Origin of the sequence: Microbacterium sp. NPDC089190, from assembly GCF_040701795.1 — a bacterium.
Taxonomy (GTDB): domain Bacteria; phylum Actinomycetota; class Actinomycetes; order Actinomycetales; family Microbacteriaceae; genus Microbacterium; species Microbacterium galbum.
In genome coordinates this window covers 606,120-627,886 of the sequence record NZ_JBFBHF010000002.1, presented here as the reverse complement: position 1 = coordinate 627,886, position 21,767 = coordinate 606,120, and the positions used below count along the sequence as shown (strand labels likewise).

Annotated in this window: 25 protein-coding genes and 1 tRNA gene; 12 read left to right on the top strand and 14 right to left on the bottom strand. The window is 63.3% G+C overall.

Features of this window, described 5'->3' with window-relative positions:
• Window positions 1–15 precede the first annotated feature (15 nt).
• Window positions 16–92 (top strand) — tRNA-Met (locus AB0230_RS08895).
• Here AB0230_RS08895 and AB0230_RS08890 read toward each other — a convergent pair.
• From AB0230_RS08890 to AB0230_RS08850, 9 genes are all read right to left on the bottom strand, one after another.
• Entirely contained in the window at window positions 49–1,695 is a 1,647-nt protein-coding gene (locus AB0230_RS08890) for a recombinase family protein (protein ID WP_366375487.1), read from the bottom strand. The genes AB0230_RS08895 and AB0230_RS08890 overlap by 44 nt on opposite strands.
• A gap of 572 nt (window positions 1,696–2,267) precedes the next feature.
• A complete protein-coding gene (locus AB0230_RS08885; RefSeq protein WP_366375262.1) occupies window positions 2,268–2,714 on the bottom strand; it encodes a hypothetical protein in 447 nt (148 codons plus the stop codon).
• A complete protein-coding gene (locus tag AB0230_RS08880; RefSeq protein ID WP_366375261.1) occupies window positions 2,711–3,523 on the bottom strand; it encodes a replication-relaxation family protein in 813 nt (270 codons plus the stop codon). The genes AB0230_RS08885 and AB0230_RS08880 overlap by 4 nt, the downstream gene beginning before the upstream one ends.
• 262 nt (window positions 3,524–3,785) lie before the next feature.
• Window positions 3,786–5,963: a hypothetical protein gene (locus tag AB0230_RS08875; protein WP_366375259.1), complete on the bottom strand. Its 2,178-nt coding sequence runs from the start codon at window positions 5,961–5,963 to the stop codon at window positions 3,786–3,788.
• The gene (locus AB0230_RS08870; RefSeq protein WP_366375257.1) at window positions 5,956–6,216 is read right to left on the bottom strand and encodes a hypothetical protein; all 261 of its coding nucleotides are present in this window, start codon (window positions 6,214–6,216) and stop codon (window positions 5,956–5,958) included. Before AB0230_RS08870 ends, AB0230_RS08875 begins: the two co-directional genes overlap by 8 nt.
• A 13-nt stretch (window positions 6,217–6,229) precedes the next feature.
• Complete coding sequence (locus AB0230_RS08865) at window positions 6,230–6,424, bottom strand: hypothetical protein (RefSeq protein WP_366375255.1); 195 nt, start codon at window positions 6,422–6,424, stop codon at window positions 6,230–6,232.
• A gap of 53 nt (window positions 6,425–6,477) precedes the next feature.
• Window positions 6,478–7,134: an MT-A70 family methyltransferase gene (locus AB0230_RS08860; protein ID WP_366375253.1), complete on the bottom strand. Its 657-nt coding sequence runs from the start codon at window positions 7,132–7,134 to the stop codon at window positions 6,478–6,480.
• Between the two features lie 324 nt (window positions 7,135–7,458).
• On the bottom strand, window positions 7,459–7,749 hold the full coding sequence (locus AB0230_RS08855; RefSeq protein ID WP_366375251.1) for a hypothetical protein: 291 nt from the start codon (window positions 7,747–7,749) through the stop codon (window positions 7,459–7,461).
• 10 nt (window positions 7,750–7,759) lie between these two features.
• The gene (locus tag AB0230_RS08850; protein WP_366375249.1) at window positions 7,760–8,068 is read right to left on the bottom strand and encodes a hypothetical protein; all 309 of its coding nucleotides are present in this window, start codon (window positions 8,066–8,068) and stop codon (window positions 7,760–7,762) included.
• Between the two features lie 130 nt (window positions 8,069–8,198).
• Here AB0230_RS08850 and AB0230_RS08845 point away from each other — a divergent pair, with 130 nt between their 5' ends.
• The gene (locus AB0230_RS08845) at window positions 8,199–8,510 is read left to right on the top strand and encodes a site-specific integrase (RefSeq protein WP_366375247.1); all 312 of its coding nucleotides are present in this window, start codon (window positions 8,199–8,201) and stop codon (window positions 8,508–8,510) included.
• A 168-nt stretch (window positions 8,511–8,678) separates the two neighbouring features.
• Here AB0230_RS08845 and AB0230_RS08840 read toward each other — a convergent pair whose 3' ends face one another.
• The 3 genes from AB0230_RS08840 to AB0230_RS08830 form a co-directional block, all read right to left on the bottom strand.
• Window positions 8,679–9,203, bottom strand: a complete 525-nt coding sequence (locus AB0230_RS08840) for a peptide deformylase (RefSeq protein ID WP_366375245.1) — start codon at window positions 9,201–9,203, stop codon at window positions 8,679–8,681.
• Window positions 9,200–10,036: a hypothetical protein gene (locus tag AB0230_RS08835; protein WP_366375243.1), complete on the bottom strand. Its 837-nt coding sequence runs from the start codon at window positions 10,034–10,036 to the stop codon at window positions 9,200–9,202. Before AB0230_RS08835 ends, AB0230_RS08840 begins: the two co-directional genes overlap by 4 nt.
• Window positions 10,037–10,203: 167 nt before the next feature.
• Window positions 10,204–10,491 (bottom strand): helix-turn-helix transcriptional regulator, encoded by a 288-nt coding sequence (locus tag AB0230_RS08830; protein ID WP_366375241.1) that lies wholly within the window; start codon window positions 10,489–10,491, stop codon window positions 10,204–10,206.
• A gap of 346 nt (window positions 10,492–10,837) precedes the next feature.
• On the opposite strand from AB0230_RS08830, the gene AB0230_RS08825 reads away from it, so the two are divergent.
• The 8 genes from AB0230_RS08825 to AB0230_RS08790 all read left to right on the top strand — a co-directional run bounded on the left by AB0230_RS08825 (window position 10,838) and on the right by AB0230_RS08790 (window position 15,855).
• Window positions 10,838–11,179 (top strand): hypothetical protein, encoded by a 342-nt coding sequence (locus AB0230_RS08825; protein WP_366375239.1) that lies wholly within the window; start codon window positions 10,838–10,840, stop codon window positions 11,177–11,179.
• Window positions 11,180–11,239: 60 nt separating this feature from the next.
• Window positions 11,240–12,133, top strand: a complete 894-nt coding sequence (locus AB0230_RS08820) for a hypothetical protein (protein ID WP_366375237.1) — start codon at window positions 11,240–11,242, stop codon at window positions 12,131–12,133.
• A gap of 92 nt (window positions 12,134–12,225) precedes the next feature.
• Window positions 12,226–12,570: an Lsr2 family protein gene (locus AB0230_RS08815; protein ID WP_366375235.1), complete on the top strand. Its 345-nt coding sequence runs from the start codon at window positions 12,226–12,228 to the stop codon at window positions 12,568–12,570.
• Window positions 12,571–13,018: 448 nt separating this feature from the next.
• Window positions 13,019–13,627 carry a hypothetical protein gene (locus AB0230_RS08810; protein ID WP_366375233.1) on the top strand — a complete coding sequence of 203 codons (609 nt, stop codon included), beginning with the start codon at window positions 13,019–13,021 and terminating at the stop codon, window positions 13,625–13,627.
• A gap of 102 nt (window positions 13,628–13,729) precedes the next feature.
• Entirely contained in the window at window positions 13,730–14,053 is a 324-nt protein-coding gene (locus AB0230_RS08805) for a hypothetical protein (RefSeq protein WP_366375231.1), read from the top strand.
• 76 nt (window positions 14,054–14,129) lie between these two features.
• Entirely contained in the window at window positions 14,130–14,636 is a 507-nt protein-coding gene (locus AB0230_RS08800; RefSeq protein WP_366375229.1) for a hypothetical protein, read from the top strand.
• Between the two features lie 212 nt (window positions 14,637–14,848).
• Window positions 14,849–15,193, top strand: a complete 345-nt coding sequence (locus AB0230_RS08795; RefSeq protein WP_366375227.1) for a hypothetical protein — start codon at window positions 14,849–14,851, stop codon at window positions 15,191–15,193.
• Window positions 15,194–15,369: 176 nt separating this feature from the next.
• A complete protein-coding gene (locus AB0230_RS08790) occupies window positions 15,370–15,855 on the top strand; it encodes a DUF3846 domain-containing protein (protein ID WP_366375225.1) in 486 nt (161 codons plus the stop codon).
• 721 nt (window positions 15,856–16,576) lie between these two features.
• On the opposite strand, the gene AB0230_RS08785 is transcribed toward AB0230_RS08790, so the two are convergent.
• The gene (locus AB0230_RS08785) at window positions 16,577–17,215 is read right to left on the bottom strand and encodes a hypothetical protein (RefSeq protein WP_366375223.1); all 639 of its coding nucleotides are present in this window, start codon (window positions 17,213–17,215) and stop codon (window positions 16,577–16,579) included.
• A gap of 31 nt (window positions 17,216–17,246) precedes the next feature.
• Window positions 17,247–18,323 carry a hypothetical protein gene (locus AB0230_RS08780; RefSeq protein ID WP_366375221.1) on the bottom strand — a complete coding sequence of 359 codons (1,077 nt, stop codon included), beginning with the start codon at window positions 18,321–18,323 and terminating at the stop codon, window positions 17,247–17,249.
• Window positions 18,324–18,408: 85 nt separating this feature from the next.
• Here AB0230_RS08780 and vsr point away from each other — a divergent pair, with 85 nt between their 5' ends.
• Window positions 18,409–20,106, top strand: coding sequence for a DNA mismatch endonuclease Vsr (gene vsr / locus AB0230_RS08775; RefSeq protein WP_366375219.1), 1,698 nt, complete (start codon window positions 18,409–18,411; stop codon window positions 20,104–20,106).
• Complete coding sequence (locus AB0230_RS08770) at window positions 20,099–21,742, top strand: Eco57I restriction-modification methylase domain-containing protein (RefSeq protein WP_366375217.1); 1,644 nt, start codon at window positions 20,099–20,101, stop codon at window positions 21,740–21,742. The genes vsr and AB0230_RS08770 overlap by 8 nt, the downstream gene beginning before the upstream one ends.
• The last annotated feature ends 25 nt before the right edge of the window (window positions 21,743–21,767 follow it).

Here is a 21,767-nt window from a genome sequence, read left to right as displayed (position 1 = left end):
ATCCGGATGCCACGCGGCGGGGTAGCTCAGTTGGTGAGAGCGCACGACTCATAATCGTGAGGTCGCGGGTTCAAGCCCCGCTCCCGCTACCAAACTAGTTTTACTCGAACAAATGACCTTGAGATAATGGTTTAGGCGTTCGGAATCAGAAGCGTCGGAGTTTTCTCCGGCGCTTTTTGTGTTGACGAGGGTGCTGTGGCTGTCGAGGGCCACCGCGTGGCGAATGTCGGCGAAGAGGGGCTGGAACTCCCCGGCGACAGTGAGCTGGTGGCCGTCGTCGTCGACCCAGATGCGGGAGAAGAAGGCCGCGAGGAGCTTGCGCTTGACGGCACCGGTGGCGGCCGTGAAGAGCGCGTCGGGCCGGGCCATGAGGTCGAGGTAGCTGAGCACCATCTCGGTGTGCTGCTGGAGGGACTCGGTGGTGGTGTCGAGGCTCGTGCGGACCTCATGCTTCTTGATCTGCAGGTCGCGGAGCCGGGTGCGGAGCTTGTCGGTGGCGAGGGCTCCGTCGGCGGCGAGGTCGACGAGGCGTTCTTCCTGGACGTCGAGCTTCTTCAGTTCCTTCTGCAGGCGTGCGCGTTGCTCGGCGTGACGGGAGAGCACGTGGTTGAGCGCGGCGTGCACTTCCCTCTTTGCGTCGTCGATGGCATCGGGGGAGAGGCGGAGGCTGGCGAACTCACGAGTGAGCGCGCGCTCGAGTTCTGCGGTAGGGAGATACGGCAGGTCGCAGAGGCCGTCCTGGCGCCCTCGGCAGAGGAAGTACTCGTAGATCTGGTCGGCGTGATTCTTTGCCTCGGCGAAGATGAGGCGGTGTTCACGTCCAACGTAGTGACAGCGGCCGCAGTGCAGCATGCCGCGGGCGAAGTGATTATGGACGCGGTCTCGCTGTCCCCGTTTCACTCGAGCGTCGATGACCTGTTGGACCCGGTTGAAGAGTTCCGGTGTGATGAGCGCCTGGTGTCGGCCCGGGTAGACGTGCCCTTTGAAGGTGACCATCCCGAGGTAGTACGGATCGCGGAGAATCTGGCCAAGCTGACTGCGCGACAGCGGACGCTCGGGCCACTTGCTGGACTTGCGAGTCGTGAGTCCCTGCTCGGCGAGCAGGGCCGCGAGCTTGGTGGTGCTGTACTCGCCGGTCGCGTACTGCTCGAAGGCCCAGCGGATGAGGGGCGCGCGCTGCTCGTCGAGGCTGATTGTGTTGACCAGGCGCCCGTCGAAGTCCTTGCGGTCGTTGATGTAGCCGAGCTTGGCGCGACCGACGGTGCCGCCGTTTTTTGCTTTGTTGAGCAGCTTCTGCTTGATGTCCTCTCCGCTCTGACGCACCTGAACTTCGTTCATGATGTCCGTGACCGCTTCCATGGCCTCCGCCATGTAGCCATCGCCGAAGTCTTCTTTTGCTGAGATGAGCTTTACGCCCATGCCGGCGAGGATGCGCTTGGTGATCGCCGCGTCCCCGGAGTTGCGGAACGCGCGGGAGCGCATGTAGATCACGACGTAGGCGACCTCGGGGTGCTCTTCGACGTACTGGAGGAGTTCGCGGAAGACCGGACGCTTGGCGATGGTCTGCGCGGAGTTTCCGGGCTCGACGAACTCTTTGATGACGGGGGCTTTCACACGCTTGGCACGAACGAGGCAGGCCTCGCGCTGGGTGGCGATTGAGTTTCCGTCGGCGTCGATGTCGATGGCGGTGAACATCTGGCGCTGCGTCGATACGCGCAGGTATAGGACCGCTTGGCCCTGGATACCGAGGTCGAACTCAGGCGGAGCCGACCCGTCGAGGCCGAGGAGGTGCTCCCAGCCTGCGAATGAGGTACGGCGACGTCCGGGTGCCGTTCGGGGTTCGAGGTCGCTGCTCATCGGCGCGGCTCAGTCTCGTCGCTAGTGACGGCGCTGGCCCTGTCCCGCTGTTCGGCGAGACGTCTTGCTTTCGCTCGGGCTTTTCCTTCGCGAACGGCGCGACCGTGGTGCTCCGCCGCGAGCCCCTGGAAGATCCGGACCAGCTCCTGCATGAGGTGGTGCGCGGGGCTCCCCGGGACGATCGTGCGGGCAGGCGCCCCGTTCGACGTTGGCATGGCTGCTGGGTCAGCGTGTGCTCGCGGGACTGGGTGCTCGTGGCGGGTGTTCGTTTTGTGGTGCGTCATAGTGTCCTCCTTTTCTGCCCGAGTTCGGGCGGACTTAGCTCCTTGATTTACGCTCACTCCACCTCTTAAGTCGAGATGTTTGGCGTTGTGGTTTTGCCATCACTGATCTGGGGAAAACTCGCGCATCTACTTATTGAAGACGTGCCACCAGCCGTCGAGGTGGACAACGTCGTAGGTGTCGAGGATCTGCTTGTCGATGGCGGCGTGGTTCCAAGTGAGATGGTCGTCGGGGATGCCTTGTTCGCTCATGACCTTCTCCAGGGCTTGCAGCCAGCCGAGTCCTTCGAGCACGTCGTGGCGGAACTGGGCAAAGTACTCCCACGCGTCGGCATAGCTTTCGTGGAACCGGTCGATGATCTCTCGATCGGCCAGGTTCGTGTCGGCTAGCAGCAGGAACGCGGCGAAGGCGACACCGTTGTTCTTTACCCCCTGGAGGATGCGCAGACCGTCATCGGGGTCGCGCAGTGCGGCCAGCGACCGCTCCACGGACGCCGCCGCTTCGGGGCCGAATGGGGCGTTGCCGTCGGAGTAGGACGGTTCGCGTTCTGGCGGGGGTGGTACTTCGGGGGTCATGGGTTCCTCCTCTCTTGGTTGTTTGGCGTCGGCTCACTGGATACGTCCGGGTCTTCTACTGCAGCCAGGAACGCGTCGAAGGTGGTGCAGACGAAGAGCCGGTCGTCGAGGTCAGCGGCGGCGTGGATGGCGGCACGGAGGCGGGCTGTCCGGGCGGCTGTGGGCAGGATCCAGAGCACACGCGGGAACACGCCGTGTTCTGCTTGAGCGCGGCCGGTGGCCTTGTAGGCGGTGTAGGTGCAGCACTTGGCGAGGAGCACGGGGATGCTTTCGGTTCCTAAGTCAATCTCGAGGTACCAGAGGTCGTCGTAGTCCGTAGTGGCGAGGTGGACGAACAGGTCGGGCTTGAGGATCCCGGCCGTGCCCGCTCGGGTGAGAAACGACCGCCAAGTGTCGGGCTCGAGATCGACCCGCTCAACCTGGAACGCCCCGGTGCGGGCGCGGGCGATGAGGGCGACGTGGGTGTCGGTGACGGCCAGGATGTGGGCCAGGAAGGGTGTGGACACGGATGCGAAACGGCGACGCCTCGCGCCTTCCGGTCGGGTGAGGCGTTCGCCGGCCGCGTCGAGGTACCAGATGGTGGCCGCAGAGCCGCGGGCGGTGCCGCCGACGCGGCGTTCCAACCTCGCGATGAGCCGGTTGTGCAGGAGCCGGTGCAACACCCGGATGCAGGCACGGGTACCCGCCGTCGGTGTGGTGTGTTCGGCGAAGAAGACGTCGCGGATGTGCGTGGTGGTGGCGTAGCGGTGTCGGTTGAGGAACGTCAGGATTTCCTCGTCCCGGCCGGAGAGCTCGGTGCGCAGCACCACCAGCTTGGATGGTCCGGCTCCTGTTCGAGGGACATGCATCGTCATGGGCGTCCCCTCTCTGGCCGCGAGCGGCGCTGACTGGGGCCGGCAAGTTCGCGGGCGGCCCGGGACTCCGCCAGGGGCGGAGTAGTCCGCTCCCAACCGAAGCCAGGAACCGCAGAAACACGCGGTACATCTGGGTCCGAAGTCTCGGCGATCGGACGGTCGAATGGACGGGCGACCGGACACCGCTGCCCTCTTCTCTGAAGGTCGAGTTGGGTAGTCATGGGCGGGCCTTTCGGCGTCGTCCGATGGGCTCAGCGTCACCCTCGTCACCCGCTCCGTCACCCTCGAGGGTGATGCCCGCGTCACCCTGTTTCGAGGCCGAGGCGAACGGGTCGGTCGCGGTCGGGTTCTGGTGCTTGACCTGGGATCCATAGCGAAGGCGGCTTTCGGCCAGCACGGCGTCGGGGTCAGAGAGGGTGACGGGTGGCGGCAGCGTGATGGCTGAGAACCAGCCGGACTGCACGCCATCAGCCATGAGGTCCACGTAGACGTGGTACGGCGGCAGCTTCATGACGTCCTCCGGTGTCAGCACGGAGTACTTCGTGACGGCCGCGGCGTCGACGGGGTCTGCCTGGAATTGGATCTTGTTCCGGGCGTTGGCGGCGATACCGGCGAGCAGGCTGGGCGGCATCTGGGCACGGTGTTGGTGGGCTATGTGCCAGGCGACGTTCATCGACCTCGACTGCTCGAGGGCTTCGCCGAGATCGGACTCGTGCTTCACGAACATCTGCGCCTCGTCGAGGTAGATCGAGACGGGGCGGCGCTGCTCCTTCGGCACACCCGCCCGGGCGAGGGTGAGCTGCCAGAGCTGGCTCACCAGAAGCGACCCGACCAACTCCGCCGCGACAGGTCCGAGCAGACCCCGGTTCAGAGGGACAACGAGGATGCGCGGCTTATCAAACAGGTCGCGGAGGTCGAAGCGCGGTGCAGCCTGATTCAGCACCGCGCGGATGGAGGGGCGGAGCAGGAACTGACGGAGCCGAGTAAGGACGGGGCCGATCATGGCGGAGCGGGCTCCGGCGCTCATGGCGTCGTACGCCGCCCAGAACTCGATCAGCGACGGGTCGGTGATGGTCTTTGTGAAGCTGCGTCTATACGGGTCGTCGGTGAGCAGCCGGGGCAGGTCCGCCAGCGTCGAGCCCTCTCTCCCCGAGAGAGTCAGGAGCGAAGCGTGGACGGCATCGCTGGTGCGCGGCCCGAACGCGGATGGGAACAGGCTGCGAAAGACCGCGAGGAGGCGATCAGCGATGAGCGGTGCCTGGTCGCCCGCCCCGGCGAAGGGGTTCAGCCCGACCGGGTCGGGGCTGATCGGGTCGAGGACGACGACGTCGCTGGCGCGGGACTCCGGGATGACGGTGAGGACGTCCATTGCGAGGTCACGTTTGGCGTCGATGACGACGACGCTCCTGCCCGCGGCGATGTCGGCGGCGATGAGGTTGAGCAGCACGGTGCTCTTGCCGACGCCGTTAGGTCCCATGACGTGGGTGTGGCGGACCGCATCCTTCATAGAGATCCCGACCGGCAGGCTCGGGCCGGGGGCGCTGGTGCGCGCGAACACGCGCTCCTTGCTCGGTTTGTATCCAGTGGGTGCGGCGATCTGGCGGGGGTAGACCGGCGGCATGCCGGGCAGCGCGGTCTCGCCGGTGGGCCAGCCGACCAGGCAGAGGGCTTCGGCAGCCGTGAGACGCAGCGGCTTCTTCGCCGGGATGACAGCGTCGTCGACCAGCCCGGGGCGGTCGGAGACGAGGTCGATGCGGGTCGAGCCGGTCTGGAGCTGCCGCAGAGCCGCGAGCACGGCGTGCACGAGCAGGCGACGGCGGACGGAGCTCGCGGCGGTGACGCCAATGCGGATGGTGGCACGGAACCGGTACTGGGCCAGCTTGTCGCGCAGGTCCGCCCGGATCTCCGACGGAGCGGGGCGACTCCCCTTGGTGATGAGGTCGAACAAGCTGAGGTTCGGATCCGGAGTGGAGGCCGGCAGCGGCTGCGGCGGGACACTGGCTCCCAGGATGACCTGCAGCACCAGCACGTCCCCCTTCCCCACCGCCCCAGACAAGGCGGCGTAGAGGGCACGGAGGGCTGCGCCCGTCGTGTCGAGGCTGAGGCCGAGGTTGCGCTGACGAATCCGGACGCGCCCTGCCCGCTCCACCGGCACTCGGTTGGATTCGAGGTCTGTCATAGCGACCCCGGGAAGTAAGCGACGAAGGACGCTGCTCACCGCGGACAGCGTGATCGGCTGCCCACCCATCAGGTGACGAATGTTGCCGCCCTCAGCGCGGGCTTCGAACACCACCGGGCCGCGGGTTTCATCCGCAGCGAGCGTCTCGAGAAGGCCAAGTGCGATGGCGGCGTCGAAGGGGCGCGGCCAGTGCAGTTGACGCCAGGTGTCAGTCATCGGCGTCCCCGTCGTCGGAGTCGTCGCTCGACGGGGTGTCGACGCCGTTGATCTTGGTGCCCGTCGTCGCTGTGGTGTCAGTCGTGTCGCTGACGCTCGTACGGCGCTTGGCTTCTTCCATGGCGGCGTGCTCGAGGAGGGCACGGGCGAGTTTGTCGTAGTCCGGTTGCGCGTGGCGTTCGCCGCGGACGCGGATGCGATACTCGCGGCGGGGACGTCCCCGCCCCCTTTTCGGAGAGGATGAGCGGCTCATAGGTGGGCCTCTTTCACCAGCGGTCGCGGCGCACGCGCAGCCACCACACCAGCGCGCCCAGAACCAGGACGACGGCGAGGATGACGAGCAGCCACACCCAGACCTGCTGGACGAGCCAGACGGCTCCGCAGAGCAGCAAAGCGACGAGGAACACGGTCCAGGCGAGGGCTTTCGCGGCCTCCAGCGGGCCACGGTCGGAAGAGGACATAAAGTACTCCATTCAGATGGTCGACGAGGGACGTGAAGATCGGGGTGATGAGGCTAGGCATGGTCGATCTCCTGCCCCGGGGCGGCGCGGTTGTCGACGGAATTCGTCGTGATGTTGCTGGGCACGGGATAGCCCGGGATGGAGATGTTGGAAGTGACCTGGTTCCCCCAGACGTCCCAGCCCGGCATCGGGCGGCGGGCGAAGAGCTCCAGGTACGGCCCGGGGCTGAGGCGCTGGATCATGACGTGGACTTCCTCCGGCTTGTGGGAGTGGTCCTGGCGAGGCAGCATCGTGAACGACCGCTGCCCGCGGAACTTCACCGCCAGCTTCCCCTTCACCCCCAGCAGCAACGTCTCGTGAGCGTGGCGGAAGTACTGACCAAGGCCCATCTGGTCTTTGCCCCAGACAAACTCGTCCTTGAAGTCGAACCCCCAGCCGCGCATGATGTCTTCCGCGATGTACCGGGTGGCCGGGTAGCACCAGAGGTAGAGGTGGGCGTTGTCGGCGGCGAGGTCGCCGACCGGCATCGCCTTGATGCGCTCGAGGGTCATCAGGTTGTAGTGGTGCCCCGCGCCGTACTTGCCCTGCTGGCCCGTGGGCCAGGGCGGGTCGACGAGGATCGTCTTGTACTGGGCCCGGCAGTCTGGGGGCGTTTCGTCGGGGGTGCCGACGGCCTCCAACGGCTCGGGGGTGGTGTTGGTGGTGTGCATGAGAATGTGCTCCTTCCCGCAGCGGTCTTCACCCGCTGGGAATGACGGCCGGATATGAGAGGCCGTGCGGGGCTGCCCCCTGGTTATGCGCTCTCAGCTGCGATTCAGCAACCGTCCGATCGCGCGGCTGAAACACCGCTCCGACGGCCCGTCAGAGGTAGGGGTGTGGATAACCGGGAGCGTGTTGCGTAAAGCACACGCCCTCATCCACAGGAAGAGAACGCCGCCCGCGCCGGGGCTCGGCGGGGCGGCAAGGAAGAGGGCCGGGGCGGTGCAATCCACGCACACGTTTGTGATGTCACCGCCCCGGCCGGTCTGGAGGATCTAGTCCTTGGGTACCTCGCCGCGGGCCAGGTACGACTCGCGGATGAGCGCCTTGCGCGCCTCCAGCGCGTCGCCGTTCATGGCGACCGCGAGCTGAAGGATCGTCTGGCGGAGCTCCGTCTGGGTGCGGTCGAGCTCCGCCTCGATACGGGCGCGCTTACGGTCGCGGCGGGAGCGGATCCAGTCCTCCAGCGGTCGGCGTCCGAAGGCGATCACGAGGAGCACCGCGATGTAGATCGCGAAGACGGCCGCGTAGACGCCCAGGATGCTGAGTACGTCGACCACGGGCACAGGCACAGGGTCACCAGCGGGCGAGCTTTTGAGCGGCGCCCATCGCGTAGGCGTCCACGATGTGCTTGTAGCGGGCCTCCCCGAGCGGGGCCACCTGGATCAGGTGCTGCTCCAGCGACGTCAGCGCACCGACGTTCTGCAGCATCGTGTGCCCGAGGAACGCGCGAGCCTGCTCGTGCACCTCCGCCACGATGGCGTGACCCTGCACACGCTCCACCTCGCGGCTCGTCTGACGCTGCATTCCAGCGCCCATCTGAGCCAGCCCGGTGGAGCTAAACGCGCCGCCGAGTGGTGCCAACTCCTTCTTCGCCTCGAACATGAGACGACTCCTTTCGTCTGACCTGGTCCTGAGACCAGGGCCACCGAAGTGGTGACGAAGGGCAGCTTAAAACGGCATTTGATCTGGGCTAAAGCATAAGCGTGATAACACAGACTGCTACTCTGAAGGCATGGCAGACGGGCGATATCCGGACGACTTCATGCCGTTCGCACCGGAGATCCCGGAACGGTTGCGAGAGTTCGCTGACCGCCGCGAAGCGTTGTTGGTCAACTACGGCTACAACACCGCCCGCGCCTACTGGGCAGATCTTCAGGACTGGCTTGAGTGGGCCGTGGCGCGCGACAAGGACGTGCTGACGCTCACAGAGGAGGACCAGAAGCAGTATGCGGCGCTGTTGAGGCGACGCAAGTACAGCGAAAGCACCATTAGGCGCAGGCTCACCACTCTTCGCCTACTTTGTGAAACAAGGTTGGACGAGTGAAGGCTCCCCACCCGAGCCTGATCCTTTTCTTCCGGGAAAAAATGGGTCTCTCGCGAGTCGCAAGTTCAAACTAGAGGGGCAATCCAAAAGACGCAAGGGGCGACCAAATGGTCGCCCCTTGCGTCGTCTTGTTCATTCAAACACACATACATTATCTCCTTGTATACTCTATGGTTCGTACCCTTCAAACAGGGTAGTCTCCAACAATGCCCCAGCTTGTACAAGATCACTAAACAGTATGCCGTTGAGGTGATCAATTTCGTGTTGCACGATACGTGACTGGAAACCCTCGAAATTCTCCTCGTGGGGCGCGAGATTCATGTCCTGATAAGCGACAAGAGCTTTTGTCCGCCGTTCGACTTCGCCCATCATACCCCAGACGGACATGCAAGACTCACGCTTCTTGTCCCGCTTGCCTGATAAAGAAACTATTCTCGGATTCACAAGAACCAACGGAGGGCGATCGCTCGAAGGAAACGAGACGACAGCGAGACTCAGGTCTGACCCAATCTGATTCGCCGCAAGACCAACGCACAATGGCTGCGAATTCATTGTGTCTATTAGGTCATCAGCAACAATTTTCGCTTCAGCCAGAAGACTCTCGTCAACCACGCGCCCAACTTGCCCCAGTCTTTTCCCCAAAATCGCGTTCGGTATGCGCGGATCCGACTGCTCAATTCTTTGCACGGTCATGAGTTTTCCGTTTCTGCGACCGCCTCAGCGATAGTTACCACTTGGTCTGCACCGCGCCAAGACCACCGCACCCGATAATGCCGATATGGCTCAGGCTTGATCGAAACATGGAACTCGTCATCCTGGAAAGAAAGGTCAGGATGCGTCTTGAAGGGGTATGGAGACTCAATGCTACGCATTTCTTCCATTATAACACGGTTACCCGCGCGAACGTATGCTGGAATTCGGACCGTGAACTCAATCAGATCGGTCTTCTCTTCGGCACTTGTGGAAACGAACGGGTTCGACTGAGCCCAATTGGCGAGAGGGGGCCAATATGTGGTGATTGTTATCCGCTCGCCCTGTCGAAGCACCCGATCAAACATGGAATCGTAGTATGTCCAAATACCGGCCTTTATGAGACGTCGAGTCTCTACAACACCTTCTCCCGGTCGCGGTATGTCAGACTCGCCGCCCGTCCACATGAATTTATCCGTGTATCTATCGACATTGTCCGACAGGGCTTCAAGCTCAAGCGTCCGCGTGAACCTCATAAGGTTGTCTGCGCCAATGGCGTACGTATAGTGCTTTTTAATCACCCGGGTTGCGAACTTCACCTCTGGATACGAAACATACGAGTTCGTGCGACGGCGATGATAAAGCACGAAACCCGTTCCCCCGATACAGAGAACGCCGAAAATTGATAGGCCGATACCTAAGGCCATAACAAGACCAACGTTTGCGGCAATTGCAATCCCCGAAGCAATCAAGCCCGTGAGAACAGCGGAAACTGCGACCGAAACGAAGCTGCCGAATACCTTATCCAACAGATAGCGTCCTGCATCCTTCGCCATTGCACCCCCACCCCTGCGGCTCGTGCCGTCAGCTTAGAGGTCATAAGATCGATCTCGCTAGACGGGATTCGTATCTCATCGCGCGCGGTTGGATTTGAGCGGCGCTCCGCAGCGATCACGCCCATGCCCATTGGTAGAGGGAGCTCACGATCAGCCCCCGACCCCGCCTAGTAGGAGCCAAGGCGCAGTTTGGGGACGAACGGGAGGATGACGTCCAGCGCCACTTCAAGAACCTCGCAAAGGGCGAGCACAGTCGCAAGCCTCGGATTTGTCGCTGCCCCGCCGCTCGTCACCGCTCCGCGCTCATACTGCTGATACGCGTACAGGGAAATCCCGGCCCGCTCTGCCACAGCCTCTTGCGTGAGCCCCAACGCGACTCGTCGCCGTCGGAGGTTCATCCCGAGCTCCCGCGAGAACTCGGCCCATTCGGGCGTGCTCGCGGGGTTGGTACTCACTACTCAACCCTGAAACCAAGAAGAGTTGGCTGTAACCAATAGAAATTGGTAATCTCCGGACGTACCCTGCCTGCCGTCCCCGACAGGCGCTCACTCGACCTCCGGAGAGCCCGCCATGTCCCACGCAAAGCTCACCTCGGCACGTTCCCCACGAGTAGTCGCAACCGCCCGTTCTGGCCACTCCCGCCGCTTCATGGCGGGAGTTCTTGGAGGGGTGACGCTGGCAGCCGCACTCTTGGGGTGCGCCGTAAACCCGTCGTTGGCTACCGACGAGTCCGAGCCGTCCTCGGCGGTGATCCCTCCTGCTGTGCCTACCTGCCCCGACCAGCTCCGTCAGGATTTGCAGATGCAGTTCGGCGAACCGGCTCAGGCGATGACCAGTGCCGAACTCGGCGCACGCCTCGGAGTGTCCGTACCGGACGGCGTCGCGTGTATCTATACCGGCAGTTCTGGGTACGTCGGCTCGACGGCCTACCTGGCTTTCTATCCGGATGGGGATCAGGCCACCGTCGCTGCCATCACGGGCGCGCTTGGTGCCGCCGGCTACGCGCAGGACGAAACCGCCCGGTGGGCCGAGGGTGGCAATTGGGCAATCGCTAACGCTTACCCGGCGGGCGATCCGCTCCATTACGGCGACTACTTCGATGATGCGCCACTGGTCATATTCGAGGGCTCGTTCGCCGACTGACGACTCTCCCCGTCCACCTCCCCAGCCAACGTCACCGCCAGCGCCTCAGATAGGAGCCCGATGCACAGCACCCGTCATCCACACTTCCGGCTCGCCGCCTCGCTCGGCGCGAGCGCCATCCTGCTCGCTGGATGCGCGGCGCAGACCTCGCAACCAGTTGACCCGCCCGACAACACACCCGCTACGGCCGTCGCAGAGTATTGCCGCGACCTATCTGACGGTGCTGTACTTCAAGCTTCACGAGACGCCGCTTCTGGGACGGACGAAGAGATCCTGAACGACGCCATCGAGCTGTGCGCGAACGAGCCCGACCTCGCCTGGACGGATGCACTCGTCCAGGCTGCGAGCCAACCTGAGCCAGCACTGAGCTCGCTGAAGCAGGTCTTCCCCATCAGTGATGACCAGGGCTACACGTTTGATCTCGCCGTCGACTTCCGGCTCCTCGATGTCACCGCCGACCCGTCGACCGAACCACCCGGGGTTACCGCGGCCAAGCGGACGATGGGGATGTCTATGTCGATCACCAACACCACCCCGCAGCGCGACATCACCTTCAAGGAAGTCAACGGGATCATTTCGCCGCTCGACCTCCCAACTTTTCTCTTCAGTGCCGTCTACAACGAGGACAGTCTTGTTTGCGCAGCGATCCAATCGTGGGACGGAAGCTGCAAGTGGGTGATGGGGTACGGGCGCATGGAAAGCGGGCAGACGGTGTCCGCGGGGGCAACCTACCCGCTGAAGGTGTGGGGAGGTACTCCTAACGGAGGAGAGATCTCGACGCTGCTACGTGGCATCCCCGAGGCATCCTGGGCGGAGATGAGCGAAAGCCTGTCGCACCCCGACGGGTACCGCATCACATACTCCGCCGGGGATGGCTCACGTTTTGACAGCGTCTGCGCCAGCGAAAAGATGCTCCCGGTGCTCGTCTCGACAGCAACGTGTGAAGCTCCGTAACGCCTGAAGGCAGATCGAACGGTCCGCTTCGATCCCGCGGATTTAGCGAGTCACCGATGAATGCTGAACCGCGACGCGAATAGGATCCAGGTATGGCCACTAAGCACATTTCTCAAATCACCGACGACCTCGATGGAACCGTCCTCGAGCAGGGTGAAGGAAAGCAGATCACCTTCTCTGTTGAAGGCCGCGCGTACGAGATCGACCTCTCGGACAGCAACGCCGACAAGTTCTACAAAGCACTGACTCCCTACGTCGATGCGGCTCGCTCAGTGAGCTCCAGCGGGTCGGCGCGAGGTAACCGCACGGCTCGCGCGAAGAGCGACCTCGACCTTGGCGCTGTACGTGAGTGGGCTCGTGCCAACGGTCACACTGTTAGTGACCGCGGACGGGTGCCTTCGACCGTCGTTGACGCCTACAGATCTGCGGCCAGCTAACTCAATGTCGGAACGGCCCCTGGCGATGCGGGGTCGTTCCGATGGAAGATCCTTTCGCACCTGCGCGCTGACCACCTGGGTCCCCCCAACACCTGCCTCCATTCCGCACGTCCTCCGCGACGCGCCGATTCGCTTGGGTCGCTATGCCTTTCGATCTGACCCCGTGTGCGCGGCGCGATGAACAGTTGCTGAAAATGGCTGAGTCTGAGTGATCGGCCTGTATACGCTATGCATGAGGTTGGCCGGTTCGCATTTCGGCCGGCCGTGGGGGCGTACCTGCCAGTTGACCGACTGGCCGTCTCCGCTTCAATTGGGGGGAAATATGAAGCGACGCGCAGGACTCCGACTCCTTGGTGCTGCTCTTGCAGCCGTAGGTATCACATTCGCCATCAGCGTGGCACCCGCATACGCGGCGCCTCCGCCCGCTGGCTACCGGACCGACCAGATCATGACGACGGCGAACAACCCCGTACTCGGGGGTATCCCCATCCGACGCGGGTTCTACGACGCCGACGCTAACCAGGGGTTCGGCATGGATAAGGCCTGGCACTACCACAACCTGCCGTCTCTGACCGCGCAGAAGTACGTCCTCGAATCCACCGACCGGACGCAGCAAAGAAATGGGTCTTGGCGCATGCGAGCGTGGGCGTATAAGCAGGAATGCACCACCAGCGGCGGTAAGCGCACGTGCAAGGTCGTGGACGAGCGTGAGGTATGGGGCATCTACCAGCCGCAGAGCTACGACAAGTACTTCGGGTGGCCCGTTAAGGGGAAGATGGGGCTGCAGACGATGTACTGCCAGCAGGGTGGTGCCAAGAAGTGCCCCAGCTGGGTCATCATTTCCTTCCAGAATGCGGCGGCGGGCGTCTCATCCTTGTCTCGCTCGCAGGCCACCACGCCTTCGGTCAGCCCGACTCCTGCCGTCGAGCAGGGGCTCACACCGATGCAACAGAAGTCCCAGCAAGAGCTGTATGAGAGCACGGAGATGCAAGAGCTGTTCCAGCAGGTCGAAAGCGGCGAAGTAGTCCTGACCGGTTCGTACACGAAGCTGTCCTAGTAAAAGCACCTGCGGTGGAGCGACCGACGATCACTCCGCCGCAGGTGCAACCAAGAGATCGGCGAACACGTGGACCCAAGAAGTTTTCAGGACGCAACGACCATGCTGACCGCCATGGTCCGCGACGTCACGATGGCGTTTCACGACGAGTTGCAGCTCTATGGAGCTTGGGTGGAGTCGCCAACAAGCGTCTGTGTCGTCTACCGGCGGACCATCGATGAGAACCTGATCTTCGGCCGTCGCATAACTTTCCCGCCTCACGCCGTTGATGACGACCCGGGATCAACAGGTGCCGATGTGGCTCAGACGCTACTCGAACCGCCCGGGGATGCGATGGACCGCGCGCGCATCGCAGACGGCGTGCTGTGGCTGTGGGTGCAACCTGACGAGGCCACTCCCGTGTGGCCAGGCACCCCGCTCTGCTGAACTCGGACCCGCGATCACGCCGGATTGAGCTGACGAGAGCACCCGGGATGTCGGACGTTTAGACAAGCATGAGCCCATGACGTTCCACGACTGGCGTGAGCCAGCGAGCTTGCTACGACGAGGCGCCGGCCCCGCTGCATCGCATCAGATAGAACTCGCCGAGCGGATAGGCTGCCAGATCGACTCGGCGGCGCCATTCAGTGTCGTCGCCGCTCGCCTCGAGGCGTTCCTCGGTCCGCGGGTTCGCGGCGCAGCAAACAACCCGTTGCCCCCGACTGAGGCTCAGGTGCGGTACCTGACTGCGCTGAGCCCCTCATTCACGCTCAGCGGTGAAAGCCGCCCCGAGATCTCAGCATGGATCGATCACTTTCTCTCGCTTGCGACGGCCGACGCACTCGAGAAGCTCGCATTGAACCGAGGCGACGCAGTTCGTGTTCGGTATCAGTTGGACATCCAAGAGTCCCCGTTCTACTCGAGCGGAGTGGTGTCCAGCATCGGCAGCCAGGGTCTCGTGTATTTCAAGGGCGGCAATGGGAAGTGCGCCTGGCCTCGATCGATTGAACACTCCCTTCCGCCTTCCTAAGCTCTCGCGGTCCGGTCCGCTTTTCTATCGTGATTTCTCCCGAACTCGTCCGATCGGACGGTTGTCACGGTGCACGTTCTGTCGTTCACTGGGGTCAGCGGGTGCTGCAGTTCAGCCCTGGCACCTGCTCCATATCTTCGTTGCCGGTATGCGGTCTTGGAGAGAACCATCCGAGTTCTCAGGCCGCACCCGTCAAGGAAGGTGACACGCCCATGAGCGAGTCCAACACCACCCCGCCCGCCTCGGCAGCGTCCGCCAACGGACTCGGCTACGGCCCGATCAAACCCCTTGCGGTCAGACTCAACGAGTCCACCCGCACCCAGCTGGACATCATCGCCCAGCTGGGCGACCGGACCGTCACCGACGAAGTCCGCCTCGCCATCGAAGCCTGGATCGACAAGGCCCGGACCGATCCACACATCCAACGCCGCGCGAAGGATGTCCGCGACGAAATCGAACGCGAGGCGACAGGCAAACGCGACGCCATCGCCGCCATCTTCAACGCCCCACCAGTAGTGAAGACCCCGCGCACGCCGGCGAAGCCCCAGGGCACCTGACGGCTCCACCTCACCCGGGCGGCCGGCTCGAGCGACGTCCCACCAGGACGCTCGCTCGCCGGCCGCCCCGCCTCATCTCCCCTCCCGCCGCGAGTGATAAACGCCCCTCGTTTGTGCTCTGCGATTCCACGAGAACCATCCCCGGTTCCCGGTCGCATGCACAAAGGAGGAGCACCATGGTGCAAGGCATCATCATCCCGGCGTCCGACGCCGAAGACATGCGGGCTATTGAGCTCAAGGAGGTCGAGGACTACCAGAAGGCTGTTGGCGGGTGGATCGAGGCGCTCGACATTGACAGCTTCGGCTGCACTATGTACCTGAACGAGGAGGGGCTCATCCGCGGTCTGCAATACAACCGGCGGGCGACGTATCTATGGTGGTACCACGTCCCACACGCTCGCGGTCGAGCACGGCTGGCGGGTGACGCGGTGCTTGTCGGCCTACCTGATCGAAACGGACGAAGCACCGACGTGTCAACTTCTGTGCGAGAGCTGATGCTCGGCATGACCCTTTGTCAGGTCGAGCTCCAGCGGCTCAACTCGCCAGAGTGGCGGGCGGCTCCCAGCGAGCTGCAAACGTACATCGAGGCAGTTGTCGGCGCGACACTCATGATGGAGTACGCGCCAGAACGCTCCCTTCGCGTGGTGACGACCTCAATTTGAGACCCGGCGGTGAGTAGCTCTTCTCTGGAGCTACGCACCGCCGTTTTCATAACCCCGCGCGCCACACGTCCCGTTGCCCTCCGCGGGAGCCGACGTTCACCGGCCAGCTAGCAGACCTGTTGCAGTCCCGAAGGCGTACCTTTGGGGAATGCTCTGCAGAAACGCCCCGATTGACGGGCATCGGTCGCGAGAGGTTGAGGCCCGTTGCCCATACTGCTCGGCGCGGCCCTCAGGCAGCGCGGTGTGGACAGAGCGCATTCCCGAGCCTTCGTGGCCACCTCGAGCTCAGACCTCGGTTGTTCGTGCGAGTCCACAGCGCATTGCTCACAACATGGGTATCCGGCGTCGCGAAGCGATTCAGCTCCTAGAAGCGTTGACCAACGTACTCGCGATTCTGAATGCTGACGAGAAGAAAGCTAGTCACGAGATATGCGAGCTTCTGAATCGCGTGGCGAACCTGCCCCTAGCCCACTCATCGAGCGACGATCCGGCGCAACTCCTCTTCAATGCTCTTATCGCGACGGGGTTGGACGAAGGCCCCGCCAACTTCTTGTCGTCGCGCCTGGCCGATTCTCTTCCGTCGACCTTGACTTACATTGAGCCGAGTGCGCGAGCTCGCGCTGCACTGCTGCTACTCGCGATCCTTTCGTGCCCAGACCGTGATGGTTGTCCAGTCACCAATCGGATGTGATTCCTCTCGGCTATGAGCCAGGGGCAACTCTCATTCAGAGTCGAACGGACCCGCGCCAGCGACCAGCACGCTTCTACTGAGAGCCATCATTTCTACGACGCTCGGTGCGACGATCGCTAGAAAACGCGGACGGTCCACGTCGTCGATCTCGAATCCGCAACCCGCGGACTCGACGAGACGGCGCAGAACCCCGACTTGAGGACGATTCGCAGCGAACACAACGGTCGGGTAGTCGGCCCAGGGCCGATGCCCCTGATGGTGGCTGCGGCAGCTGGCCGCGGTGATGATTCCGACCGCGTTCATCGCGTAGACCAACCCCGCCACTCCGACTTCGAGACCATTGAGTCCGTACCAGGCATCTTCCTGATCAAAGAAGTCGGGAGCCTCGTCGCTCGGCGTGTCCGGCGCCTCCCATTCGATCGCGGCCGCGAGATCGTCGAACTCGCGAGTAGTCGATGATTTGGCATCCAAGTACTGAACTGCCTCTCGCTCCGCTTCGATCACGGCGCCGGCCTCTTCGAGGTCCGTGACGATGAGTTCTGTGTCGTGGAAGTCGCCGATACCGCCGTTCTCTTCCAGCTCATCGGGCGACGGAACCCAGAACGTTGCGGTGGGTGGAACTGTTGGATCGACGTCGATGTCGTAACGAGGAACAATGTGTCGAAGCATGCCGCAGTACTGTCGCCGCCGCAGCGTGGGGTTACCTGGGCGCCGTTTCTGAGAGGGGCGTCGAGGCTACCGCCGCCGCCTCCTTTAGGAGACGTCGGGCCTCCTCGTGGCGCGTGATCGGTGAGTTGTCGAGAACATGGCGGATCATGTGGTCGAAAAAGTGCCCCGCAGAAAGCTCCTCCGGCACGACGTGTAGATCGAGCTCCACCGGCGGACTCGATTGGAGTTGCACCAGGAGGTCGCCCAGCATCTGGTCGCTCGTGGGGAGCGGTTCGATCTCGGGAGGTGGGAGAAGCTCAGCCTCAGTCGCGTCGTCAGGCACTTCCGACTCTTCGTCGCTGTGAGTTTCTGACACGTCCCGCTCGCCTGTGCCCGCTGACTCGTAGCGAGGCACGATCAGGGCCACCGCGTCGTAAGCATCGTCCTCGCGACCTAGCTTGGCAAGGAGGTCGAGGATCCACGCGGCTGCGCGCGGCGCTTCACTGAATGCGTTGCTCCTCAGCGAGAAGACGAAGCCCAGCGCGGCGCGAGGGTGTCGGCTCCGCAGATTTTTCGCGTCGCCGTAGCTCTCTTCCATGCGGTTTGGCGCATTGTTGGTGTACGAATCGTCCATCCTCTTGGTCGAGATGAGTAGTTCGGGGCCGGTGTCCCAGTCGGACATCACGACGTCGACTTGCTTCACGTAGTTCTTGCCGAGCACCTTCGCGCTCGCAGCCACCGTGCCGCCAAAGGTCTTTCCCGACGCGAGAAGTTCACGCAGCCGGGCAGCGTCGGCCTTCCCCATGTTCTCAAGCAGGCCAGCGATAGGCCCGGGGAGGATCCGTGGAACGTCGTCGCGAGGCCACACGGCATCCGGCTCGAAACCAGCGCGCCGCAGTTCGTAGGCGGCCCAGACGTCGAGCGCCAGGGCCGGTAGGCCGGTGGTCGAGGAGGACCCGAGGAACGCTGGGACGCGCAGGAGCATCTTCAGCGTGTCGTAGTCAGGTTCGTAGACCGGACCGTGAGGGCCGTGGTGCCAGGGCGTCACGTGGCGGAGCGGGGCTGTCCGGACGATCCCATCAAACAGTGCCCAGCCGTCGGACTTGACCGTTTTCTTGTGTCCAGCCACGCTCACCTCGGTTCACCACGAACTCTCAGGTTATCGCGCCAAACGTGCCCTTATGCTGGCCGGGCTCGAGTAAAGTCGTTTCGACATGTCGAGCCCCGTCCCCACTCTCAAGCAGCCGGACCAGGGGACTCAGGATCTTAGGGGCGCGTCGTCTCCACTCAAATTCGTCAGCCTCTTCAGCGGCATCGCGGGACTTGACACGGGCCTCACCGCGGCGGGGGCACAGGCAGTTGAGCTTTGTGAGTACTGGGAGCCCGCCCGCCGAGTGCTTCAAGCCAAATTGCCCGGCTTGCCGCTAGCTAGGGATGTGCGCGGGTTCATGCCTACGGCGGACCATGCCCTGATTGCCGCGGGTTTCCCTTGTGTCGACCTCTCTCACGCAGGCAAGCAAGCCGGAATCTTCGGCGCGCAGTCAGGCCTCGTGACGGAGGTCTTCCGCATCGCCTCGGCTACCCGACCTGAGTGGCTCGTGCTGGAGAACGTGCCAAATCTGTTGAGGCTGGGTCGAGGTGCCGGCGTCAAGTTCATCATCGAACAAGTCGAAGCGCTCGGCTACCACTGGGCGTATCGCATGCTCGACTCGCGGGCTTTCGGCGTCGCCCAGCGTCGTAATCGCGTGATCTTCCTTGCTTCACGGACCCCTGGTGCAGCGGCCTCTGCCCTGTTGGCGGAAGATACCGGCTTGGAAGGTGAATTCCAGGATGCCGGTGCCGCCTCGGCATCAGGATTTTACTGGACGGAAGGCCGCCGAGGCGTCGGCCTCGTTCGCGGAGCGCTTCCCACCCTCAAGGGAGGATCCACAGTAGGAGCCCCATCCGCTCCGGCGGTTTGGCGTCCGAACGCGCCTGTCGGGCAGCGAATTGTCCTTCCATCCATCGAAGACGCCGAGGCACTCCAGGGATTCGATCGTGGTTGGAGCGAGGCCGCGGATGTCCCGGGGGAGCCGAGCGCTCGCTGGAAGCTGGTTGGCAATGCCGTCACAGTCGGCCTGGGCCGCTGGGTTGGCGAGCGTCTGCTGGCTACAGCTCAGGGAACCACCGGAGATGCTCCGACTGGTACCCCCCGTGACGAGCGACGTCCGTGGCCTGACGCTGCTTTTGGAGGGCCTTTTAGGGCGGTGCAGTCCGTCGCTGCATCCCGATGGCCGGTAGCCATCACCGCGAAGCCTCTTGACGAGGTGCTCAACCATGAATCGCTGCGGCCCCTGTCGCACCGTGCCACGAAGGGATTCCTCTCCCGAATCGAGGAGTCCGGCATCAAGCTCGACAACGATTTTCTCCTCGACCTCGAGAGCCACATGTCGTACATGCGGTCCAGCGTCGAGAAGGCTGAGTCGTGGGCGTCAACAGAATCCGTTCGTCGTCGGATGCAGGCGACCAAACAACGGAACACCACCCCCGAGATGCGGTTGCGGCGCGCCCTCAGCGACCGAGGTCTCCGCTATCGGCTGCAGGTTCGTCCCGAGCCGGACCTGCGGTGGCGGTCGGACATCGTGTTCATCGGACCGAAGGTCGTTGTTGATGTCCGCGGCTGCTTTTGGCATGTCTGCCCCATCCATCAGACGCACCCGAAAGCGAACGCCGACCGGTGGGCGGAGAAGCTGCGCGGAAATCAGGAGCGGGATCTCCGCATGGAGCGCGACCTCGGTGAACGCGGGTGGTTGGTAGTCACCGTTTGGGAGCATGAGGAAGCAACCGAAGCCGCTTCGCGTGTAGCGGCTGCCGTCATGGCTCGGCGCGTTTCGCCTAAGCGACTTCACAAGGAGGATCGGGCTAGTGCCTAGGCTGCGGGCCGAACGCGGCGCGGGGGTCGTTTACACCCGAGACTGGGTCGTCGACCTGATGCTCGATCTACTCGGCTACGACGAGAAGGCAGACCTTGGGGCTGACACCATCGTCGAGCCGGGATGTGGAGACGGTGCGTTCCTCCGTCGGATAGTTCCTCGCCTGCTTCGCTCCGCGGAAGCTTACGGGCGTCCAATTCAAGATCTCTCGACAGCCATCCGTGCGTACGAGCTCGACGCACGTGTCGCCGGCATCGCTCGGGAATCCGTTGTCGAGACGCTCGTAGCTTATGGCGTGAGCCAAGAGCATTCTGCGCGCCTGGCGGACAGGTGGGTGGTCGAAGGCGACTTCCTGCTCGGTGAGCTCGGTGATCAAGTCCAGTGGGTCGTCGGGAATCCGCCGTACGTCCGTGTCGAGGAGACCTCCGCCGAGGAGTACGCAAAGTACCGAGCCAAGTGGAAGACGATGACAGGTAGGGCCGATGTATACATCGGCTTTTACGAAGCGAGTCTCTCGCTCCTCAAGCCCGGCGGTCAGTTGTGCTTCATTTGCGCCGACCGATGGATGCACAATCAATACGGAGCCGGACTGCGAAAGCACATCATCGAAGATTTTGCACTACGGGCGCTGATCGAAGTGCACGACGCGGACGTGTTCGACGTGCCCGTTGCTGCTTATCCCGCCATCACACTGATCCAGCGCGCCGGGCACACCAGTACTGCGTTGGCGACTGCGAATCCCCACTTCGACGAAGAGGGAGCACAGAGACTTGTCCAGTGGTGGAACTCCCCAGATCGCCGAGACAAGACCGACGACGCCTTCAGCGCATCCGTGCTGAGGGGCCAGTTTCGTTCGGACGGGAGCTGGCCATCGGGGCCGCCCGAGCGACTTCGTCTGATCGCCGACCTCGAGAAGCGGTTCCCATCTCTGTCAGAGGTCGGTGTGTCGGTGGGCGTTGGAATGGCGACCGGAGCCGACAACGTATATGTCGTGACCGAGCCGGGTGACGTCGAGCAGCAGTTCGTCAAGGAAGCCATCGGCCCGGCCGATCTGAAGCACGGTCTGGTCGTGTGGAGCGGTCGATACATCATTAGCCCCTGGGATGGCCCTGTCTTGGCTGATCTAACGGGCTACCCTGGGCTTGCTGCTTATTTTGAGAGCCATCGGAAGGCGCTAGAGGCCCGCTACGTGGCTAAGCGCAACCCCGACGTGTGGTGGCGCACTATCGACCGTCCTCCGGTTGACGAGTACCGGGGTCGTAAGCTGGTCGTAGCTGACATCCACGATCGAATCGAACCCGTTCTGGACGAAGACGGCCGCTGGCCTCTGCACAGTGCCTACTACCTGACGAGTACGGACTGGGATATTGAGGTCCTCGGCGGGTACCTCCTGTCGGACCTGGCGGGCGCGTTCGTCGCGGCGTACTCCGTAAAAATGGCCAATGGTCATCTTCGCATCAGCGGCCAATACCTCAAGAAGATCAGATTGCCGACCTACTCCGAGGTGAGCGAGTCAGTGCGCCGAGAGCTGGCAGCGGCGTTCCGCGCTCGCGATCGTCGTCGAGCAAGCCGCGCGGCCGCGGCGGCAACCTCAGACTCGACGCTCCGGACCGGAGATTCGCCCCCACGTGATTGACGGAGCCAGATAGGTTGGTCGGAGC

Excerpts from the sequence above, each read along its gene's own strand:
- AB0230_RS08820 (WP_366375237.1), top strand. The coding sequence starts at position 11,240 with ATGCACAGCACCCGTCATCCACACTTCCGGCTCGCCGCCTCGCTCGGC.
- AB0230_RS08835 (WP_366375243.1), bottom strand. The coding sequence starts at position 10,036 with ATGGCGAAGGATGCAGGACGCTATCTGTTGGATAAGGTATTCGGCAGC.
- AB0230_RS08870 (WP_366375257.1), bottom strand. The coding sequence starts at position 6,216 with ATGAGCCGCTCATCCTCTCCGAAAAGGGGGCGGGGACGTCCCCGCCGC.
- AB0230_RS08890 (WP_366375487.1), bottom strand. The coding sequence starts at position 1,695 with ATGTTCACCGCCATCGACATCGACGCCGACGGAAACTCAATCGCCACC.
- AB0230_RS08875 (WP_366375259.1), bottom strand. The coding sequence starts at position 5,963 with ATGACTGACACCTGGCGTCAACTGCACTGGCCGCGCCCCTTCGACGCC.
- AB0230_RS08795 (WP_366375227.1), top strand. The coding sequence starts at position 14,849 with ATGAGCGAGTCCAACACCACCCCGCCCGCCTCGGCAGCGTCCGCCAAC.
- AB0230_RS08825 (WP_366375239.1), top strand. The coding sequence starts at position 10,838 with ATGCAGTTCGGCGAACCGGCTCAGGCGATGACCAGTGCCGAACTCGGC.
- AB0230_RS08805 (WP_366375231.1), top strand. The coding sequence starts at position 13,730 with ATGCTGACCGCCATGGTCCGCGACGTCACGATGGCGTTTCACGACGAG.
- AB0230_RS08840 (WP_366375245.1), bottom strand. The coding sequence starts at position 9,203 with ATGACCGTGCAAAGAATTGAGCAGTCGGATCCGCGCATACCGAACGCG.
- AB0230_RS08800 (WP_366375229.1), top strand. The coding sequence starts at position 14,130 with ATGACGTTCCACGACTGGCGTGAGCCAGCGAGCTTGCTACGACGAGGC.
- AB0230_RS08865 (WP_366375255.1), bottom strand. The coding sequence starts at position 6,424 with ATGTCCTCTTCCGACCGTGGCCCGCTGGAGGCCGCGAAAGCCCTCGCC.
- AB0230_RS08810 (WP_366375233.1), top strand. The coding sequence starts at position 13,019 with ATGACGACGGCGAACAACCCCGTACTCGGGGGTATCCCCATCCGACGC.
- AB0230_RS08790 (WP_366375225.1), top strand. The coding sequence starts at position 15,370 with ATGGTGCAAGGCATCATCATCCCGGCGTCCGACGCCGAAGACATGCGG.
- vsr (WP_366375219.1), top strand. The coding sequence starts at position 18,409 with ATGTCGAGCCCCGTCCCCACTCTCAAGCAGCCGGACCAGGGGACTCAG.
- AB0230_RS08845 (WP_366375247.1), top strand. The coding sequence starts at position 8,199 with ATGGCAGACGGGCGATATCCGGACGACTTCATGCCGTTCGCACCGGAG.
- AB0230_RS08885 (WP_366375262.1), bottom strand. The coding sequence starts at position 2,714 with ATGACCCCCGAAGTACCACCCCCGCCAGAACGCGAACCGTCCTACTCC.
- AB0230_RS08785 (WP_366375223.1), bottom strand. The coding sequence starts at position 17,215 with ATGCTTCGACACATTGTTCCTCGTTACGACATCGACGTCGATCCAACA.
- AB0230_RS08860 (WP_366375253.1), bottom strand. The coding sequence starts at position 7,134 with ATGCACACCACCAACACCACCCCCGAGCCGTTGGAGGCCGTCGGCACC.
- AB0230_RS08850 (WP_366375249.1), bottom strand. The coding sequence starts at position 8,068 with ATGTTCGAGGCGAAGAAGGAGTTGGCACCACTCGGCGGCGCGTTTAGC.
- AB0230_RS08815 (WP_366375235.1), top strand. The coding sequence starts at position 12,226 with ATGGCCACTAAGCACATTTCTCAAATCACCGACGACCTCGATGGAACC.